Here is an 18,552-nt window from a genome sequence, read left to right as displayed (position 1 = left end):
ATCCCCGAAGGAATAACTCCGCTCGACTTGCATGTATTAGGCACGCCGCCAGCGTTCGTCCTGAGCCAGGATCAAACTCTCCATTAAAGAAAAGCTGATTGTGCTCATTTTAAAACTTTGGCTTATTCGCTCGTTGTTCAGTTTTCAAAGAACAATTTGTTTCTCTTTTCGTTCGCCGTTTGTTTCAGCGGCGACTTTTATATAATACCACACTTGCCTACTGCTTTGCAAGTACTTTTTTTTCGCAATCTTTCGTTTCTTTCGAAAAGTCCTTGAAGATCGCGGCTTGTTGCTCTTCATTTCGTTGCCGCCTTTTTAAGGGGCGAGAAATAATGTACCATATCGCAAAGCATAATGTCAAGCATGTCCCCAAACTTTTTTCTAACCATCAAAATAACGTTAATTTAAGCCCCACGAGCAGCATCAAACCGGGAACGCCCAATACAGCAACAGCCGCGATTGTCGTCCAATTTATCGGCAAATAAAAATCCGCGAATAATCCGGAGAAGTTGATCACGTACAATAAAACGGCAGCAACAACCAAGTTAATGGCCGCATATTTAAGCCACCGATATGACATCTTAGTTTTGAACAGAACTACAACCAGCAGTGCCAGCGAAATGACAAATACGATCAAAGGCAAATACGCCATCATCTTTCGCCACCGGCCGCGACGTCGCTTTTATCGGTAACCGCCAAATGGTGCCGCTTCGCCTGACGCAGCAGCATCTCGTACCGCTTCTCCGCGGCCTCCAGGGCATATATGGCACATTCAATTTCGTCAGGGTCAGTCGCATAGTTAAAATAACGGTATGCGTTCTCCCAGTTCTTATGCGCCCTGCGCACATCGATATACAGTTCGTTTTCATCCTTCCCTATGTCCGCTTTCATATTCCCAATCTGATTCGATCTGCTTTGCCGCCATCTTGTCCACCAGCTCATGCCTGTCCACCCCTTCACATGCATAATGAATATGACAGGTCCCCCCGTACACATTCGCTTAGTTATACATATCGCAGCTAGGACAAACTTAGAACATAAGAAAAACTTTTTCGATGTCACGAGGATGAGCGACCGCGGTTTTGCGGAAGTTTATTCTTGGTAAAGATAAAAAGAGACCTTAACCGAAGTTAAGGCCCCTCTTCTGCATGAAACGCTTGAGTATGACTCCACGCCCGCAACGTTCGATTAACTTAATTCCCTGCGCCCTTCGAGCGCCTTGGACAACGTCACTTCATCCGCGTACTCCAAATCCCCGCCTACCGGCAGGCCATGGGCAATACGCGTCACTTTAATGCCGAACGGCTTGACCAGGCGGGACAAATACATCGCCGTCGCTTCCCCCTCAATATTCGGGTTCGTAGCCAGGATCATCTCCTGCACCCGCTCGTCGCTAAGCCGCTTCAGCAGTTCGGCTACTCGGATCTCATCCGGACCGATCCCCTCCATCGGCGAAATCGCCCCTTGCAGCACGTGATACATGCCTTGATACTCCTTGGTGCGCTCCATTGCGACTAAATCCTTCGATTCCTGAACAACGCATATGACGGATACGTCCCTTTGCTTATCCTGACAAATCCGGCACGGATCAATGTCGGTGATATTGCAGCAGACGGAGCAATAATGCAGGTTGCGCTTCACATTCACAAGCGCCTTCGCAAAATCGATTACGTCGTCTTCTTTCATCCGCAGCACATGAAACGCTAGCCTGGCTGCCGTCTTCTGGCCGATGCCCGGCAAACGGCCGAAGGCGTCGATCAATTTGGCTATCGGTTCGGGATAATACAATGCTGGTAAGCTCCTTTAACCTTTAGAATAATCCCGGTATTTTCATGCCGCCCGTCAGTTTGCCCATGTCTTGATTCGTCAGCTCGTCGACTTTGGCAAGCGCATCGTTAACCGCAGTCAGAACGAGGTCCTGCAGCATTTCCACATCTTCAGGGTCAACAGCTTCCGGCTTGATGACGATGTTCGTAATTTTTTTGTGGCCGTTCGACGTAACCGTTACGGCGCCGCCGCCTGCACTGCCTTCGACGAATTTGCTGCCGAGCTCTTCTTGGGCTTTCATCATTTGCTCCTGCATCTTCTTCACTTGCTTCATCATTTGATTCATATTGTTCATCGGTTGAACTCTCCTTTTATCTCATAAAAATATTATTTTGAATCCATTACAGAACCATCCAGCGAGTAACATCAGCTTTCCTTAATGACGACAAGGTCTTCGCCGAATAGCTTAATCGCTTCCCCGATCCATTCCTTCTGCGGCTTCTCCGCAGGACCATCCTCAGGTTCAAGCTGAAGCTCTTCTTTGGGTGCCGCGGCGGCTGCGCCAGAATCGGCCTCCTCCCAGTCCTTCAGCATCATCGTGACGAGCCTGAGCGGCTTGCCGTAGACTTCATGCATCATTCGCTCGATCAGCTGCTTGTTCGCCGGTTTCTCCGTCGTTTCGCGATGGATCGTATTCTTGAAAGCGACCAGCAGCATGTCTTCCGCTTGCGATACAAGCTTACCGTCATTGAGCCAGGCGTGGATCGATACTTTCTCTTCCTTGACCCGCTGCATCACCCGGCCCCACCCGCCAAAAAGCTGCTGGAACTCTTGCGAGGATTTGCCTTGAAGGAAAGGCTCCAGCTTGCCCGGCGACTTCGCCAGCGACGGCGTGACGGAACCGGTACGCGGCGTTGCAGCTGCCGGTCTGGAGTAGCCTCCGCGTCCCGGATCGCTTGATGATGCGCCGCCTGCGGGGACGCCCTGCCGAAGCAGCTCCTCCAGCCGCTTCTCCAGCGCCTCAACCTTGTGCGCAAGCTGCCTGGCATCATCGGAGCCGGCCGCAGCAGCAGGAGCAGATGATGCCGCAACGTGAGGAGCGGCGCTTCCCAACGAAGCCGGAACACTACCTCCGAATGCCGGCAAACTGCATATTTTCATCATGGCGACTTCGAATAAGGTTTGCGGCTGGGAAGCATATTTCATTTCCGTCTGATAGTGATTCAATATATCTATAATTTGAAAAATCTGCTCCCGGCTATACTTGTCGGCCATTTCCCGGAAAGCATCTACGTTCGTCAGCCTGTCCGTCATGCCTTGGGCGTTCGGAATCATCTTGATCATAAGCAAGTCGCGGTAGTAATAGATCAGATTCTCGATGCATTTGTCCGCGCTTTTGCCTTCCTGCATCATGCCGTCGATTTGCGAGAGCAGCGCGCCGATATCGCCGGTACGGATCGCTTCGGCCAGCCGCCCGAACTGCTCGGACGCAATGCCGCCGGTCATGTCGAGTACTTGGCGATACGTCACATGGTTGCCGGTAAACGATACGATCTGATCCAGCAGACTAAGCGCATCGCGCATGCCTCCATCGGAAAGCCTCGCGATGTAATCGATTGCGTCTTCGTCGGCCGTGACGCCTTCCTGCTGGCAAATATGACGAATCCGCTCGATCTGTTCTTCCAGTGAAACACGCCGGAAGTCGAACCGCTGACAACGCGAGATGATCGTTGCCGGCAGCTTGTGCGGCTCCGTCGTGGCCAGAATGAACATAACGTGGGCCGGAGGTTCCTCCAGCGTCTTCAGGAGCGCGTTAAACGCTTCCGTCGTCAGCATGTGTACTTCGTCAATAATGTACACTTTATGCCGAACTTCGGTCGGCGCATATTTCACTTTGTCCCGGATGTCGCGAATTTCTTCGACGCCGCGATTGGAGGCGGCATCGATTTCGAGCACGTCCATCACCGCGCCGGCCGTGATTCGCTCGCAGGCAGCACAGGTATTGCAAGGCTCAAGGCTCGGGCCGTTCTCGCAATTGACCGCTTTGGCCAATATTTTCGCCGCGCTGGTCTTGCCCGTTCCCCTTGGGCCGCAGAACAAATACGCGTGGGAAAGCCGCTGCTCCTTCAGTGAGTTTTGCAGCGTCCGAATAATATGCTTCTGTCCGACAACATCGCCAAACGATTGCGGTCGATAGGAGCGGTATAATGCAATGTGGGCCATAACTTCTCCCTCTTTCGGGCGATACGCGGCCGCGTTCTTCCAGGCCGGCGCACAATCGCCGTGATTCCATCCATTATACTATAACATCGCATCAAGTTAAACGGCTAGCGCCGCCCGAATAGGCGAATTCGTTTGCCGATGAAATTATGCCCTTTACAGGCGGACTTGATAAAGCCGTAAATTTACAAAAAAACAGCTATCCCGCCGCCTTGCCGCAGATAGCCGTCACTTAGTTGTCGGAAAACGGAATGCTCACCGTAAACGTTGTCCCGAAGCCTTTGGAGGAAACGCGTATACTTCCTCCGATATCGTGTATGATTCTTTGGCAGACCGACAAACCAAGACCCGTTCCGTTCTGCTTCGTCGTGAAGAACGGATCGAATATTTTATCGATCAGAAAGGATGGAATCCCCGGTCCCGTGTCGTGAATTTCGATATTCACTTTGTTGCCGTATTCGGTATCGACCTTCTCGCTAATCGTAAGCGTCCCGCCGTCGACCATCGCTTCGATCCCGTTTTTGCAAATGTTTAAAAAGACTTGCTTGAGCAGTTCACGGTCGGCTACCACTAGCGGCATTTCCCGACCCGAATGGTTATAAATCATTACGCCGTGCAGCAGAGCCTCATTGTTGATGATCGGCATAATATCCTGAAGGACGCTCGATACGTCGACAAGGTCGAACGTAACGTTCTTCGGCTTGCTAAGCAGCAGGAACTCGCTGACCAGTTCGTTAATCCGGTTGATCTCCGTCAGCATGATATCCGCATAGCCTTGTTCCTTCTCCATTCCTTTGTCTTGAAGCGTTTTCTTAAACATTTGCAAAAAGCCCTTGATGGAGGTGAGCGGGTTCCGGATTTCGTGCGCCGTCCCTGCAGCGATCTGACCGATCATGGCCAATCTGTCGCTTCGCTGTACCTGCTCTTCGAGTGATCGAAGATTCGTTACGTCCTTGAATATAACGCAGGCGCCTACCGTTACTCCGTCCTGATCCTTCAACAAATTCGAATCCATCAGCAGCTCATACCGGTCCTGGTTGTTCATCCATGACACAGCGTGATTGCGCACGACAGCCCCGTCCAGCAACGTCCGTTGGACAAGCTGATGTTCCACCGGCACAAAAGCGAACACTTCTTCCAGCGGCTTGTTCAAGCTAAGTTCCCGGTTAAGTCCCAGAAGTCTGCACGCCATATCGCTGATGTCGACCAAAGAAAAGTCCGTATCGATCAGAAGCACGCCGAGATTGACATCGCGCATGAACGTGCCGGCAAATTGCTGCAGCAAGCTTAACTCACGAAATTGCCGCGTGTCCTGAAGAAGCAATACATGCCCGTCCCCATCCTCCAACTCAACCCTCATCATATTCAAGCTCGCCGAGATCCGTTGATTATCCTTGGCGACAATCGTCAGCCGCACGTCCTCATCGGCGCCTCCGTCCAGGTAAAAAGCGGCCTTCAGCTCATTTAGCGGCTTCGTGAACGCTACGATGGAATGAATCGAACTGCCGACGAGCTCATCGCGGTTGAAGCGCAATGTCTTTAGGGCATACGCATTGCACTCGACGATGGTATCGTTACAATCCATCACAAAAATCAGGACGTTGGAAATACGGCGTATGTAAGGGTACAATGCTTGCTTTGACAGCCGGATCGATTGTATGTTCGAATCAAACAGCATCTATAACCACCTCTTCGCATCGGTCGATCAGGAGCCAATCTATGATGAAAACAAGTAAACATAAGTATACATTCTCCTTAAACCAGCTTTTTCCTTCTACCCAATGCATATTTGATTTATAAAAAAATGTTAGGTAAACAAAAAACGCCCAGACGATCCGTAAGCCGGTTCATCTGAAGCGTTCACTTGTGTTGTATGAAATACCGTGCACCTGTCGTCGATATGTGCGATCCAAGCGGCAACTTTACCGTAGGCTCAGGCCAGGCAACCCACCGGCACATACGAAATCCTACTTACGGCTGCTTTCTTCCGAACCTGACCGGGTTCATAGGCACGCATTGCGGTGGACCCAGCCGTCAACACCTCGTGTAAAGGCCAGACCTTACATCGTACAACCTAAAACAGGAATTCAACCCCGCTATAGCGGATTGCGGGTTACAGGGCACCGCTACCTCCCCATCTAGCACGGCAAAACTAAGTATAGCCGATTCTCGGGCAAAGCGCAACCGCTCGTACAATTAGGCAAGAGCGTCAATATGATCCATTTGGCTGAGCAGGTCCGTTCGACGTCAAGTAAACGGTATAGCGAGGCATGTTATCCATTAGCAGCTTCCTCGCATGACTCTCGATGCGACGCGTCTCGGCGGCATCCGGATTCCCCCTGAGCGTCAGCTTCACATACGCATTCGAACCGTTCAGCACGATCCGGTTCCGAAGCACTTCCGGGACTTGCCTCAAGATGTCCTCCATCATTTTCGTATCCCGGGTATAGTTATGATAAGAACCTCCATTCGGCAAGTTCGGGTTGGAGCTGGACAATCCGAGGTATCCGTCATTCGTATACGGCTGAACCTGGCGGGCACCGCTTGACGACTTGTTGCAGGCCGTGACGGCCGAAAGCGCCATCAAGCCGGCAGCCGCGCAGAGGAACAGCTTCGTCACTCTCGAAATATGCATAAAAAAACCTCCCTCGCCGTTAGCATTGCCGAGGAAGGTTTTTATATTCTGCCAATATTCGGAACCCGAATATTGATTAGATGCCGTATTTCTTCTTGAATTTGTCAACACGACCGCCTGCATCGATAAATTTCTGTTTGCCCGTGAAGAACGGGTGGCAAGCAGAGCAAATCTCTACGCGCAGGTTCGTTTTGATCGAGCCCGATTCAAACGTGTTGCCGCATGCGCAAGTTACCGACGTAATGTTGTACTTCGGATGGATTGCTTCTTTCATGATCGATTCACCTCTTTCCGCCCTGAGTCACTGTGCGGACCCAGAGTAATAGACACATGACCGCATTATATCACGGCCCGCCAAAGCATGCAACCGCCAATTGCTTCTTCAGCTATGGCCGCCTTAAAACATGCTCCAGTCAAATTCCTCCGACAGCGTCTGCAGCAAATGAACGCCGGCGATGCTGTTGCCCTTCTCATTCAAGGCCGGGCTGATGATCCCGATACCGTAGCGGCCCGGGACAAGCGTCATGATGCCGCCGGAAACTCCGCTTTTGGCGGGCAGGCCGACGCGGATGGCAAATTCCCCGGAGGCGTTATACATGCCGCAAGTGATCATGAACGTCTTGGCGATTTGTACGAACCGCCGCGGGACAAGCTGTTCCCCTGTCGACGGATCTTGTCCGTTCAGCGCCAGCACAAGCGCCATCCGGGCCACATGGCGGCATGTCACTTCAACCGAACAATGCTTGAAGTAAACGTCCAGCACCTCTTCCACATCATCAGTCAGCACCCGGTTGTCCTTCAAAAAATAAGCGAGCGAGCGGTTGCGATGAGCCGTCCCCGACTCGGAACGATACACTGCATCGTTGTACGTTATCGTCGGATCGCCGGCCAGCTTGCGGAAAAACGCGAGAATGCGTTCCGTTTTTTCCGCCGGCGTCGTTCCGCCGATCATCGACGATATGGCGATCGCTCCGGCGTTGATCAGCGGATTAAACGGAATGCCGGGTTCGACCAGCTCCAGCTTGAGCATGGAGTTGAAATCGTCACCGGTCGGCTCCATCCCCACCTTGCGGAACACGCCTTCTTCGCCTTGATCGATCAAAGCGAGCAGCAGCGTAAACACCTTCGAGATGCTTTGCATCGTAAAAGGCAAGGTGGAATCGCCTGCCGTTACCTCTAGCCCGCCGGCATCCAGCAAGGTAATGCCGAGCGCGTTGCCGGGCGCATGGGCAAGCTCCGGGATATAAGAAGCCGGCTTTCCCTCCGCGGTTTTCTCGCGGCTTGCTTCAACCCATTCGGCCAGCCGAGCGCCCAGTCTGTCCCATTCCGTTTCGTTATTCATACCTGCTCCCCGGTTCCCTTCCATACTGCACGCTCCAAACCTAGAAATTGTTGAGCCCATTGTATCCTATGAGGCTGCATGGCGGCCGTCCAGGATGCATGCATGCGAAAGGCGGGTTTGCACACATACAAACCCGCCAAACTGGTTGTTATCGCGACCTCCGAATATAAACCAATTAACCTTTCCGATGCCCGGCCAGGCGATTTCCATCCGTTATCATCGCTCAACTCGCGGGGTTGGCGGAACGTGCGTATACGATCCGATAACGACATCCGGCAATTCTTCCTGGAAAATTTCAATCGCTTGCTTCATGCCGAGAATATCGCCCTTCGCTTTCGGAATGAGCTCGAGATAGCTCTCCGGATCGATGTTCAAATTGCGGAGCTGAATAAGCCGAAGCTTCGTCCGCCGGGCGAACTCGATCATCGCTTCGATTTCCTCCTCGCGGTCGGTAACCCCCGGGAAGATCAAATAGTTGATCGACGTGTACACACCCTTGTCATAGGCGTATCGCAGCGATTTCTCCACATTGGCAAGCGTGTAGGCTCTAGGTTTGTAATACGCGTTGTAATGCTCGTCAATGGCGCTGATCGTGCTGACCCGCATCAAGTCCAACCCGGCGTCGACGATGCCGCGGATATGGTCCGTCAAGCCGGCGTTCGTATTGATGTTGATGTAGCCGAGCTTCGTTTTTTGCCGCACGATGCGCATCGCATCAATGATGATTTTGGCCTGAGTCGAAGGTTCGCCTTCACAGCCTTGGCCGAAGCTGATGATCCGGTCCGGTTCCTGCAGATGCTCGAGCATGATGTCGACGATTTCATCGACGGTCGGCTTGAAGTTCATCCGGGTTTGCGGCGCGGGGAACCCGCTGTCGTCCGGCTGCTCGGAAATGCAGCCGAAGCATCCCGCATTGCACGAATACGATACCGGCACGGCCCCCTCCAGACGGTTCAAGAACGTGTTCGACGCCGTTAGACATTCGTAGCCTAATGCACAATTCGACAAATGCTTGTAAAGCCGGTTTTCGGGATATTTCGCAAGCAAGCCGTCCACGCGAAACTTAAGCTCGTCACGGTCGCAATTCATCGGATTCCAAGGCTCCGGATTGTCGCTCATGCGGGCGGCAACGTAAAAACCCCCGTCCTTCCACACAACGGCGGAGTAGCCGAATAAAGGCAGCTTCTTCGTCTTGTCGGTCTTCACATACCCCGGCAGCACGAGCCGGGTATACCCTTGCGGCAAAAGCGCGCCGACGGCGTTATAATTGCCGGGCAGCGGCGTCATTTGGTCGGTTTCCGCATCAATCGCGATCGGGCGCGTATCCGGCAAGCTGACCAAGGTCGCGCCGTCCGGCAGCGGAATCAATTCATCCTCGAGCAGCTCGACGATCATGTCGCCGCTGCGGCCTAAACCGATCATGTCCGGATGATCGAATACGTTGCCATGTTCATCGGCATAAACCAAGTACATAATGTATTGCTCCTATCTCTAAGCTCTCTAAGCGTGCTGCGAAACCGAGCGCGTCTGGCGTTTGGCCGGCGTGCTTGGCGTTCCGCCCGGGCTCGTATCCAGCGACATCAAGAACTCTTCGTTCGTTTTGGAATCTTTCAGCTTCTTCAGGAAGCCGTCGACAAACTCCGGCGTTTCGTTCATATTTTTGCGAATCGCCCACAGCTTCTCCAGCTCTTCCTTCGACAGCAGCATTTCCTCGCGCCGCGTTCCCGAACGGCGAATATCGATCGCAGGGAAAATGCGGCGGTCCGCCAGCTTCCGGTCCAGATGAAGCTCCATGTTGCCCGTTCCCTTAAATTCTTCATAGATGATATCGTCCATCCGCGATCCGGTCTCCACAAGCGCCGTCGCCAGGATCGTCAAGCTGCCGCCCTCCTCGATATTCCGCGCCGAACCGAAAAACCGTTTCGGACGATGGAACGCAGCAGGGTCGATGCCCCCGGACAACGTACGCCCGGATGGAGGCACGACAAGATTGTACGCCCGTGCCAGGCGAGTAATGCTATCGAGCAATATGACGACGTCTTTCTTATGTTCTACCAGACGCAGCGCTCTCTCGAGTACAAGCTCCGCCACTTTAATATGGTTCTCCGGCAGTTCGTCGAACGTCGAAGCGACGACTTCCCCTTTAACGGAACGCGACATATCGGTCACTTCCTCCGGGCGTTCGTCGATGAGTAATACGAACAGCTCGATATCCGGATGATTCGTCGCTATGCTATTGGCGATTTCCTTCAGCAGGAGCGTTTTGCCCGCTTTCGGCGGCGCAACGATCAATCCGCGCTGCCCGAGGCCGACCGGAGCCAATAAATCCAAGATTCGCGTCGAAAGATTGCTTGGGGATGTTTCAAGAACAAGTTTCTTTTGCGGATAAAGAGGAGTGAGAGCGGGAAAGTGTAACCGTTCTGCTGCGCTTTCCGGATTTTCGCCGTTGACGGCGTTGACCTGCAGCAATCCGAAATACCGTTCGTTTTCTTTAGGCGCCCGGCATTTACCGGATACGACGTCTCCCGACCTTAGATCGAACTTGCGAATTTGCGAGGCCGAGATATAAATATCTTCGGCGCTCGGCAAGTAGTTGATCGGACGCAAGAAGCCGTAACCTTCAGGCAGAATGTCGAGTACACCCTGCATGAACATGAGACCGCCCTGTTCGGCCTGCGCCCGCAGAATCGCAAAAATCAATTCTTTCTTCTTCAGATTGCCGTAAGAGGCGATCTGGTACTTCTTCGCTAACTTGTATAATTCCGTTAGCTTCAACTGTTCCAATTCGGATAATTGCATATCCATCGTTTTCAACACCACACTATGAAATTTTCATAACTATCATCATGACTATGAATCACATTGCATTTGTTCTAGCATTGCCAATCCGACACGAAACTATTCCTGAACGGCTGCCGAAGCAGGCTCCCGCCATACTTCCGCGCCAAGATTCCGAAGATTGTCGACGAGTCTGTCGTAGCCCCGATCGATATATTCGACGCCGGAAATTTCCGTTTGGCCGGAAGGTACCGACAGAGCGGCAACGATCAGCGCAGCGCCCGCCCGCAGGTCGGTCGCCTTTACCTTCGCCCCGTTCAACTCGCTGTATTCGATTATGGCCGAACGACCCTCGACTTTAATTTTCGCTCCCATGCGGATCAGCTCCGGCACGTGCTTGAATCTACTATGATAGACATGGTCGGTCAAAATGCTAGTTCCTTTGGCGAGCGTAAGCAGACTCGTCATCGGCGACTGCAGGTCCGTTGCGAAGCCGGGATAAACAAGCGCCTTGACGTCGATGCTGGCATATTCCGCTTGACCGACGACACGAATCGATTCGTCCATTTCATACACGTGCACGCCCATTTCCTGCAGCTTGGCCGTCAGAGCCTCGAGATGCTTCGGAATGACGTTATCGATAACAACGTCGCCTCGCGTTGCCGCTGCAGCGATCATATAAGTACCTGCTTGAATGCGGTCGGGAATGATGGAGTGGCGGCAGCCGTGCAGGCTGTCTACGCCGTCGATACGGATCGTCTCCGTACCTGCGCCTTTGATGCGCGCCCCCATGGAGTTCAGTAACGTTGCTACATCTATGATTTCAGGCTCTTTGGCCGCGTTTTCGATAATGGTCAATCCTTTGGCGCGCGATGCCGCCAACATGATGTTAATCGTCGCTCCAACGCTTGCGACGTCTAAATATATTTTTGCTCCGCGAAGCTCTTTTGCGTGAATCCGTATCGAACCGTGCTCGTTCGTCACTTGGGCGCCGAGCGCTTCAAAACCTTTGATATGCTGATCGATCGGCCGCGGTTCGAAATTGCATCCGCCCGGAAGCCCGATCGTCGCTTCGCCGAAACGTCCCAGCAAAGCTCCCATTAAATAATATGATGCGCGAAGTTTCTTCACTCTGCCGTTCGGCATCGGAACCGATCGCAATGCGGCCGGATCGATCGACATCGTATCGCCGCTCCGCGATACGACCGCGCCCAGATCGCCGAGAATGTCCGCGTAAACGCCGACATCGCTAAGCTCCGGCAAATTGTCGAGCACGACCGTCGATTCCGCCAGAATGGCGGCGGGTATCAACGCGACCGCGCTGTTCTTAGCGCCGCTGATTTGTACCGTTCCGACAAGCGGCCGCCCGCCGGATATGATCAACTTTTCCATCGGCAACATGTTCCCCCTATGCAGCCAAATAGGAAAAAAGCGCCGTGCATACGGCGTCTTTTCCCATTGTACCGTTCCCTTCTTATGCTTGGTTGCTGCTTCCGAACAAACGGATTTTTTCTTGTACGACAGCTTTCATCGCATTGCGGGCAGGAGTCAAATATTTACGAGGATCGTAAACCTTGCCGTCCTTGTTCAATACGTCGCGGATCGCTTGCGTGCAAGCCACTTGGTTTTCCGTGTTGACGTTGATTTTGCCAACGCCGGCCAGGATCGAGCTGCGGATCGCTTCGTCCGGTACGCCGGAACCGCCATGCAGAACGATTGGAACCGGGATTGCCGATGCTACTTTCTCAATGATGTCGAAACGGATGTTCGGTTCGCCCGCGTACATGCCGTGTGCAGTACCTACCGCGATGGCAAGGCAGTCAACGCCGGTTTCTTCGTAGAAGCGGATCGCTTCTTCCGGTTTAGCCAGGTTTGCGTCAGCTTCGTCAACGCTGATGTCGTCCTCGACGCCGCCGATCGTGCCAAGCTCGCCCTCTACGGAAACGCCCATCGCGCGCGCTGCTTTAACGACTTCTTTGGTCAGGCGGATATTGTCTTCGAAGGAGTGGTGGGAACCGTCGAACATAACGGACGAGAAGCCTGCGCGGATACATTTCATCGCGACTTCGAAAGTGGAACCGTGATCGAGGTGAAGCGCAATCGGAAGACCGGAATGTTTAGCAGCCGCTTCCGCGATCGCAACCGTATATTCAATGCCCATATATTTCAAAGCGCCTTCGCTGACACCGAAAATAAGCGGGGATTTTTCTTCGATTGCAGCCTCAACGATCGCTTGCGCGAATTCGAGGTTGTTCATGTTGAACTGACCTACTGCAAATTTGTTCGCTTTTGCTTTTGGCAAAAATTCATTCATCGATACCAATGGCATGATGGATTCCTCCTCTTTCGTGTTGGATATGACCTTCTCATCCGGAAATCATACTGTGCTATTATACCACAAGCGCAAACTATTTGGTAACCAAGCTTTCAAGGCATTTCAATGCATAAAAAAAAGACCCTTATTCAGGATCTAGGATCTTACTGATAGTTTTGCTCCTTTGAGCTGTTGGTGTACCGCCACGCGCAATTCGTCAATGTCGAACGGCTTCGTGAAGTGCATGAGCGCTCCCAAATCCGTCGCTTCCTTGATCATGTCGAGCTCGCCGTAAGCCGTCATCATGATGACTTTAATTTCGGGGTCGATTTGTTTGATATGCTTGAGAATTTCCAGACCATCCATGCCGGGAATTTTCATATCCAGCAGCACCAAATCGGGCGGATCCTTGCGCACGATCTCCAGCGCCAGCTTGCCGTTTGAAGCTTGAAACGCGGTGTACCCTTCACTGTTAAATACTTCCACTAGCAGGACGCGAATTCCGTTTTGGTCATCAACAATGAGAATTTTTTTCTTATCCACCTTCCGAGCCTCCCAAATAGTTCATCTCCGCAACATGACGGTCGGGCAACATCTGCCGATTTCTTTACAATAACTGTTGCTAAAGTTCACGCAGTTTTGTTATATACATCATTCGCGGTTGTTGAGAAGATTCCTGCTCGCAATGGAAAAAAATGTCCGGCAACATTTGCCGGACATGGATTATTATCGGGTAGCCGCGAGCGAAGCACGGACAAAATCGCGGAAGAGCGGCTGCGGGCGATTCGGGCGCGACGTGAATTCCGGATGGAATTGCACGGCGAGGAACCAAGGATGACCCGGCAGTTCGACAATTTCCACGAGACGGCCGTCCGGCGAAGTACCGGAAATTTTGAGGCCTGCCGCTTCGATTTGCTCGCGATATTCGTTATTGAATTCATACCGGTGACGGTGACGCTCGTATACGAGCTCATCGCCGTACGCTTGCAGCGCAAGCGAACCCGGCGTCAGCTTGCAAGGATATAGTCCAAGGCGCATCGTGCCGCCTAAATTTTCGATGTCTTTTTGCTCCGGAAGCAAGTCGATGACCGGATATTCGGTCGTCGGATTGATCTCCGAGCTGTTCGCGCCGTTCAAGCCGACAATCGCACGCGCATATTCGATCACGGCAACCTGCATGCCGAGACAAATGCCGAAGAACGGAATGTGTTTCTCGCGCGCATAGCGGATCGCGGAAATTTTGCCTTCGATGCCTCGATCGCCGAAGCCGCCCGGAACAAGAATTCCGTTCACGCCGCCAAGCTTCTCGGCGACGTTCTCGTCGGTAAGCTCTTCGGCATTGACCCAGCGGATGTCCACTTCGGTATTGGCATCGAATCCGGCATGGCCTAGCGATTCGACAATGCTCAAATAAGCATCGTGCAATGCGACGTATTTGCCGACAATCGCAATTTCGGTTTTATGCTTCAATTGTTTGACGCGCTGCACGAGACTTTCCCATTCGGTCATGTCCGGCGGCGTAGTCGTCAGCTTCAGATGGTTGACGACGATGTCGTCCAGCCCTTGCTCGCGCAGCATGAGCGGTACTTCGTACAGCGTGTCCACGTCGCGGCACTCGACGACCGCATTGGCGTCCACATCGCAGAATTGCGCGATTTTACGCTTCATGTCTTCCGCCAGCGCATGCTCGGTGCGGCATACGATGACATGCGGCTGAATGCCGATGCTGCGGAGTTCCTTGACGCTGTGCTGGGTCGGCTTCGTTTTCACTTCGCCAGCCGCTTTTAAGTATGGAATGAGCGTAACGTGAATGTACATGACATTGTCACGGCCGATATCGCTTTTGATTTGACGAATGGCTTCGAGGAAAGGCAGGCTCTCGATATCGCCGACCGTTCCGCCAATCTCGGTAATGACGACGTCGGATTGCGCTTCGCGCCCTGCGCGGAATACGCGGTCTTTGATTTCATTCGTAATGTGAGGAATGACTTGCACGGTGCCGCCCAAATATTCGCCGCGGCGTTCTTTCGTAATGACGCTGGAATACACTTTACCGGTCGTTACATTGCTGTTCTTGGACAGGTTGATATCGATAAACCGCTCATAATGACCTAAATCGAGGTCCGTCTCCGCCCCGTCGTCCGTGACGAACACTTCACCGTGCTGGTAAGGGCTCATCGTGCCCGGGTCCACGTTGATGTACGGGTCGAACTTTTGAATGGTGACCTTAAGCCCGCGGTTTTTGAGCAGTCTCCCGAGCGAAGCCGCCGTGATCCCTTTGCCGAGCGAAGAAACGACGCCGCCTGTCACGAAAATGTATTTTGCCACTGTCTGAACCTCCTAAACTTTTCCGTTCCTAATTCGATCGACGTCTGATTATAGAATTGCCAATTTCGCCAAAAATCGATCCCCAAAAAAATAAAAAGTGACACCCGGTTACGGGGGCACTTTTATTGGTAAATTACCTATAATACCAGAAAGTTCTCAGCGTAAGCCGAACCTTTCCGATATTTCAGGAAAAACTTCCTCTAAGAGGAGAATGCCTCCTCGCCGATATGGCTTCGAACAGAAGTTTTCCTTCTAAATGATTTGTAAATCTTTAGCCCGAAGAATAGTTTACTCGGTCGAAAGGCCTGTGTCAAGTAAACTTGAACTGCAAAAAGATACCGTTCATTTCGCGCTCATAAGCCCTTCGCCGACCAAACCGACACTATTTGTCGTCTTCGTCTTCATCGTCCTCGAACTCTTCGTCGGACTCTTCCTCTTCTTCCTCGGCGTCGTCCAGTTCTTCGTCCAACAGCTCTTCGCTTTCATCGCTGCCGAGTTCGTCGTCGTCGATCGCAACCTCTTCCTCGATCGTATCGTCGTCCGCATACATATCTTCGCGGTCTTCGTCCAAGGAATCGTAATCTTCCGTATCGCCGTCGTATACTTCTTCTTCCTCTTCGCCGTACAGATCCTCGTCGTCCAGATCGTCGTCCTCGTCGTTGATGATCCGCGGACGTTTCGTCGTTCCGCCCATGGCGTCGTCGGCTTTCTCGACAGGGTACCAGCGTTTCAGTCCCCACAGATTGCTGCCTACGCAAGCGAAACGGCCGTCAATGTTAATTTCCGTATATACTTGAGCGATCACCCGGTTCACGTCTTCTTCGGAAAGTCCGCGAATCTTCGCAATTTCCATCATGAGGTCGCGATAGTACAAAGGTGTGTTCAGCGATTTCAATATTTCGAAGGCCAGATCGACCATCGGCATTTCACGGGCCTTCTCGGCATCGATTTTCAGTGTTATCGGATTGCTCATCCTGATATCCTCCCCTGTTACATGTCCATTCACGCTTGTTCCCAAGCAATGAAGCCGCCGGTTCAACATACCCATTATCGACCACGCGAGTGCAATTCATACCCTGCGTGCCCTTAGGTATCGGTACAATATATGAAATTCACTCTATAGTAAAACCTATTTCAGGTAAAAAAGCAAGGAGCAAAACGGAAAAAGCGGAGGGGATGCCTCCGCTGACGACTGTATCCGCTTCGATGAAGGCGAAAGCCACCACCGCGCTGATGATGAGAGCCCTTAGTTCTCTCACTCCATTCTATGAACCAACACCGCGAATGACACGGTTTCAAGCCTAATTGTGCGAAAAAAGGCAAGTTCCCCACGCCCCCTGCGAGCGACCCTCATACAATACTTCATATTCGACTGCGCGGGGAGGAACTCGATTTGGACTACCTCGGTTTTTGGCAGCTCCTACATGATGAAATGCCGGAACAACAAAGCTCCGCGAAGAAGCAAATCATCCGCTTCCTCCACCCGAAGGATTATCAGCAGTGCCTGGCTGAATTAAAACGGCTGCAACCCTCTCTCGCCAAGCTCAATCACGTGCAGCAAATGAAAATCATTCACGCCGTCTCCTGTCCGCTGCCATCCTCCGCCAAGCTGGAGAAATTCAGCGGCAAAGTAATGATCGAAGAAGATGCCAAAATCAAAATGCACAGCATGCAGAACACGTCGTCGACCCGAGACCGCTCCATTCCTTGGGGCGTAAGGCAGGTCAAAGCCCCTCAAGCCTGGCAGCATACGACCGGACACCAGGTCAAGGTTGGGGTCATCGACACGGGGGTCGACTATTCGCACCCCGATTTGCGCAATTCGCTCGGCCGCGGGTTCAACGTGATCAACCGGCACATGCTGCCGCACGACGACAACGGACATGGCACGCATATCTCCGGCACGATCGCCGCGGCCAACCAGCATTACGGCATCGTCGGCGTGGCGCCCCGGGCGATCGTCCATCCGGTTAAGGCATTCGACAGCAACGGGACGGCATTCATATCCGACATCATTCTCGGCATCGATTGGTGCGTTCGCAACCAAATCAAAGTGATCAACATGAGCTTCGGCATGAAAAATCGCAGCAAATCGCTGCTGAACGCCGTCGTTAACGCGTATAATGCGGGGTCGATTATTGTCGCATCCTCGGGCAATGACGCCAAGCGGATGTCGATCGATTATCCGGCGCGTTTCCCTTACACGATTTCGGTCGGGGCGACGGACCGCAACCGCCGTATTGCACCGTTCAGCAACCGGGGCAAATATATCGATATTTACGCGCCGGGCGAAAAAATATTGTCCTCTTGGCTGCGCGGCAAATATAACGAGCTGTCCGGCACCTCCATGGCCACATCCCACGTCAGCGGAGCGATTGCGCTCTTGCTGGCGATGCGGCCGGAGCTGACGCCCGCCGAAATTCGGAATTATATCAAGCGGTCGGCGTCCCCGATCCGAGGCTCGAAGTCATCGCGCTCCACGACCTCAGCTTCGGCTTCGACGTCGAAAACAAGCACAGGCGAGCTGGACGTCATGCGGCTGCTGAAGCTGGCGGAGAAGTAACAGGCAGGGCGGGAGATGAGCTTCATTCGGATTGTTCGCGAAGCGCGTATGACGCGAACAATCGGTGAGGCCTTGCTTACGCTCTTTTTTTTGTATGTACGCTGTGTCGCTTGCAGTGTGCGTACATTCTGAGTGCATGCTGCTGCCGCTTGCTTGTGTGCGTGATTGCTTTATGTGATTAATTACCTCCGTGCCGCGCCACAATTCCGCGCCAGGAGTTGTAATGCAGGGGGGCGATTGTGCATGCGATGCGAATGTGAATGTGGCATGTGGTGCGATTGTGATATGTATGTGATGTGATTTTGCATGTGTGCATGTGATGCGATTTTGCATGTGTGCATGTGATGCGATTGTGCAGCATGCGATGCGAATGTGCAGCATGCGATGCGAATGTGACATGCGGTGCAATTGTGCATGCGATGCGAATGTGAACATGCTGTGTAAAAGGCAAGTAGATGCAAATGTACAGTTATTTTTGCACTTTTTGCGCCTATCGAGGGAATAGCTGCAAAAGTGCAGTCTTTCCCGCCTATAACCGCCCGAACCTCAATAAGGCATCCAAGTAACTGCACATTTGCAGGTATGGGCTTTATCGCAAATTTTTC

At 52.6% G+C, this 18,552-nt stretch carries 17 protein-coding genes, 1 rRNA gene and 1 other RNA gene; 1 reads left to right on the top strand and 18 read right to left on the bottom strand.

What is annotated here, in order from left to right; translation table 11 throughout:
* The 18 genes from AC0LWM_RS23020 to rpoE form a co-directional block, all read right to left on the bottom strand.
* Positions 1-87 (bottom strand): 16S ribosomal RNA (locus tag AC0LWM_RS23020); the annotation flags it as partial.
* 301 nt (positions 88-388) lie between these two features.
* The gene (locus tag AC0LWM_RS23015) at positions 389-655 is read right to left on the bottom strand and encodes a pro-sigmaK processing inhibitor BofA family protein (RefSeq protein WP_474677338.1); all 267 of its coding nucleotides are present in this window, start codon (positions 653-655) and stop codon (positions 389-391) included.
* The gene (locus tag AC0LWM_RS23010) at positions 652-942 is read right to left on the bottom strand and encodes a YaaL family protein (protein ID WP_474677337.1); all 291 of its coding nucleotides are present in this window, start codon (positions 940-942) and stop codon (positions 652-654) included. Before AC0LWM_RS23010 ends, AC0LWM_RS23015 begins: the two co-directional genes overlap by 4 nt.
* A 246-nt stretch (positions 943-1,188) precedes the next feature.
* A complete protein-coding gene (gene recR, locus AC0LWM_RS23005; protein WP_474677336.1) occupies positions 1,189-1,788 on the bottom strand; it encodes a recombination mediator RecR in 600 nt (199 codons plus the stop codon).
* 22 nt (positions 1,789-1,810) lie between these two features.
* Complete coding sequence (locus AC0LWM_RS23000) at positions 1,811-2,122, bottom strand: YbaB/EbfC family nucleoid-associated protein (protein WP_474677335.1); 312 nt, start codon at positions 2,120-2,122, stop codon at positions 1,811-1,813.
* A 71-nt stretch (positions 2,123-2,193) separates the two neighbouring features.
* A complete protein-coding gene (gene dnaX / locus AC0LWM_RS22995; protein WP_474677334.1) occupies positions 2,194-3,990 on the bottom strand; it encodes a DNA polymerase III subunit gamma/tau in 1,797 nt (598 codons plus the stop codon).
* Positions 3,991-4,219: 229 nt separating this feature from the next.
* Entirely contained in the window at positions 4,220-5,665 is a 1,446-nt protein-coding gene (locus tag AC0LWM_RS22990; RefSeq protein ID WP_474677333.1) for an ATP-binding protein, read from the bottom strand.
* 203 nt (positions 5,666-5,868) lie between these two features.
* Positions 5,869-6,134: signal recognition particle sRNA large type (gene ffs / locus AC0LWM_RS22985), an RNA gene on the bottom strand.
* Positions 6,135-6,196: 62 nt separating this feature from the next.
* On the bottom strand, positions 6,197-6,622 hold the full coding sequence (locus tag AC0LWM_RS22980) for a hypothetical protein (RefSeq protein WP_474677332.1): 426 nt from the start codon (positions 6,620-6,622) through the stop codon (positions 6,197-6,199).
* A gap of 76 nt (positions 6,623-6,698) precedes the next feature.
* Positions 6,699-6,896, bottom strand: coding sequence for a 50S ribosomal protein L31 (rpmE, locus tag AC0LWM_RS22975; RefSeq protein ID WP_474677331.1), 198 nt, complete (start codon positions 6,894-6,896; stop codon positions 6,699-6,701).
* 123 nt (positions 6,897-7,019) lie between these two features.
* Entirely contained in the window at positions 7,020-7,964 is a 945-nt protein-coding gene (gene glsA / locus AC0LWM_RS22970) for a glutaminase A (RefSeq protein WP_474677330.1), read from the bottom strand.
* Positions 7,965-8,180: 216 nt separating this feature from the next.
* Positions 8,181-9,437 (bottom strand): radical SAM protein, encoded by a 1,257-nt coding sequence (locus AC0LWM_RS22965; protein ID WP_474677329.1) that lies wholly within the window; start codon positions 9,435-9,437, stop codon positions 8,181-8,183.
* A 27-nt stretch (positions 9,438-9,464) separates the two neighbouring features.
* Complete coding sequence (gene rho, locus AC0LWM_RS22960; protein WP_474677328.1) at positions 9,465-10,769, bottom strand: transcription termination factor Rho; 1,305 nt, start codon at positions 10,767-10,769, stop codon at positions 9,465-9,467.
* Between the two features lie 93 nt (positions 10,770-10,862).
* Positions 10,863-12,134 (bottom strand): UDP-N-acetylglucosamine 1-carboxyvinyltransferase, encoded by a 1,272-nt coding sequence (gene murA, locus AC0LWM_RS22955; RefSeq protein ID WP_474677327.1) that lies wholly within the window; start codon positions 12,132-12,134, stop codon positions 10,863-10,865.
* An 82-nt stretch (positions 12,135-12,216) separates the two neighbouring features.
* A complete protein-coding gene (fba, locus tag AC0LWM_RS22950; protein WP_474677326.1) occupies positions 12,217-13,071 on the bottom strand; it encodes a class II fructose-1,6-bisphosphate aldolase in 855 nt (284 codons plus the stop codon).
* A 141-nt stretch (positions 13,072-13,212) separates the two neighbouring features.
* A complete protein-coding gene (locus AC0LWM_RS22945) occupies positions 13,213-13,599 on the bottom strand; it encodes a response regulator (protein WP_474677325.1) in 387 nt (128 codons plus the stop codon).
* Positions 13,600-13,782: 183 nt separating this feature from the next.
* Positions 13,783-15,384 (bottom strand): CTP synthase, encoded by a 1,602-nt coding sequence (pyrG, locus tag AC0LWM_RS22940; RefSeq protein WP_474677324.1) that lies wholly within the window; start codon positions 15,382-15,384, stop codon positions 13,783-13,785.
* A 382-nt stretch (positions 15,385-15,766) separates the two neighbouring features.
* Entirely contained in the window at positions 15,767-16,357 is a 591-nt protein-coding gene (rpoE, locus tag AC0LWM_RS22935) for a DNA-directed RNA polymerase subunit delta (RefSeq protein ID WP_474677323.1), read from the bottom strand.
* Positions 16,358-16,777: 420 nt separating this feature from the next.
* On the opposite strand from rpoE, the gene AC0LWM_RS22930 reads away from it, so the two are divergent.
* Positions 16,778-17,947: a S8 family peptidase gene (locus tag AC0LWM_RS22930; protein ID WP_474677322.1), complete on the top strand. Its 1,170-nt coding sequence runs from the start codon at positions 16,778-16,780 to the stop codon at positions 17,945-17,947.
* Positions 17,948-18,552: the final 605 nt, after the last annotated feature.

Source organism: Paenibacillus sp. sgz302148 (genome assembly GCF_056120465.1).
This window is presented reverse-complemented; position numbering and strand designations above follow the sequence as displayed.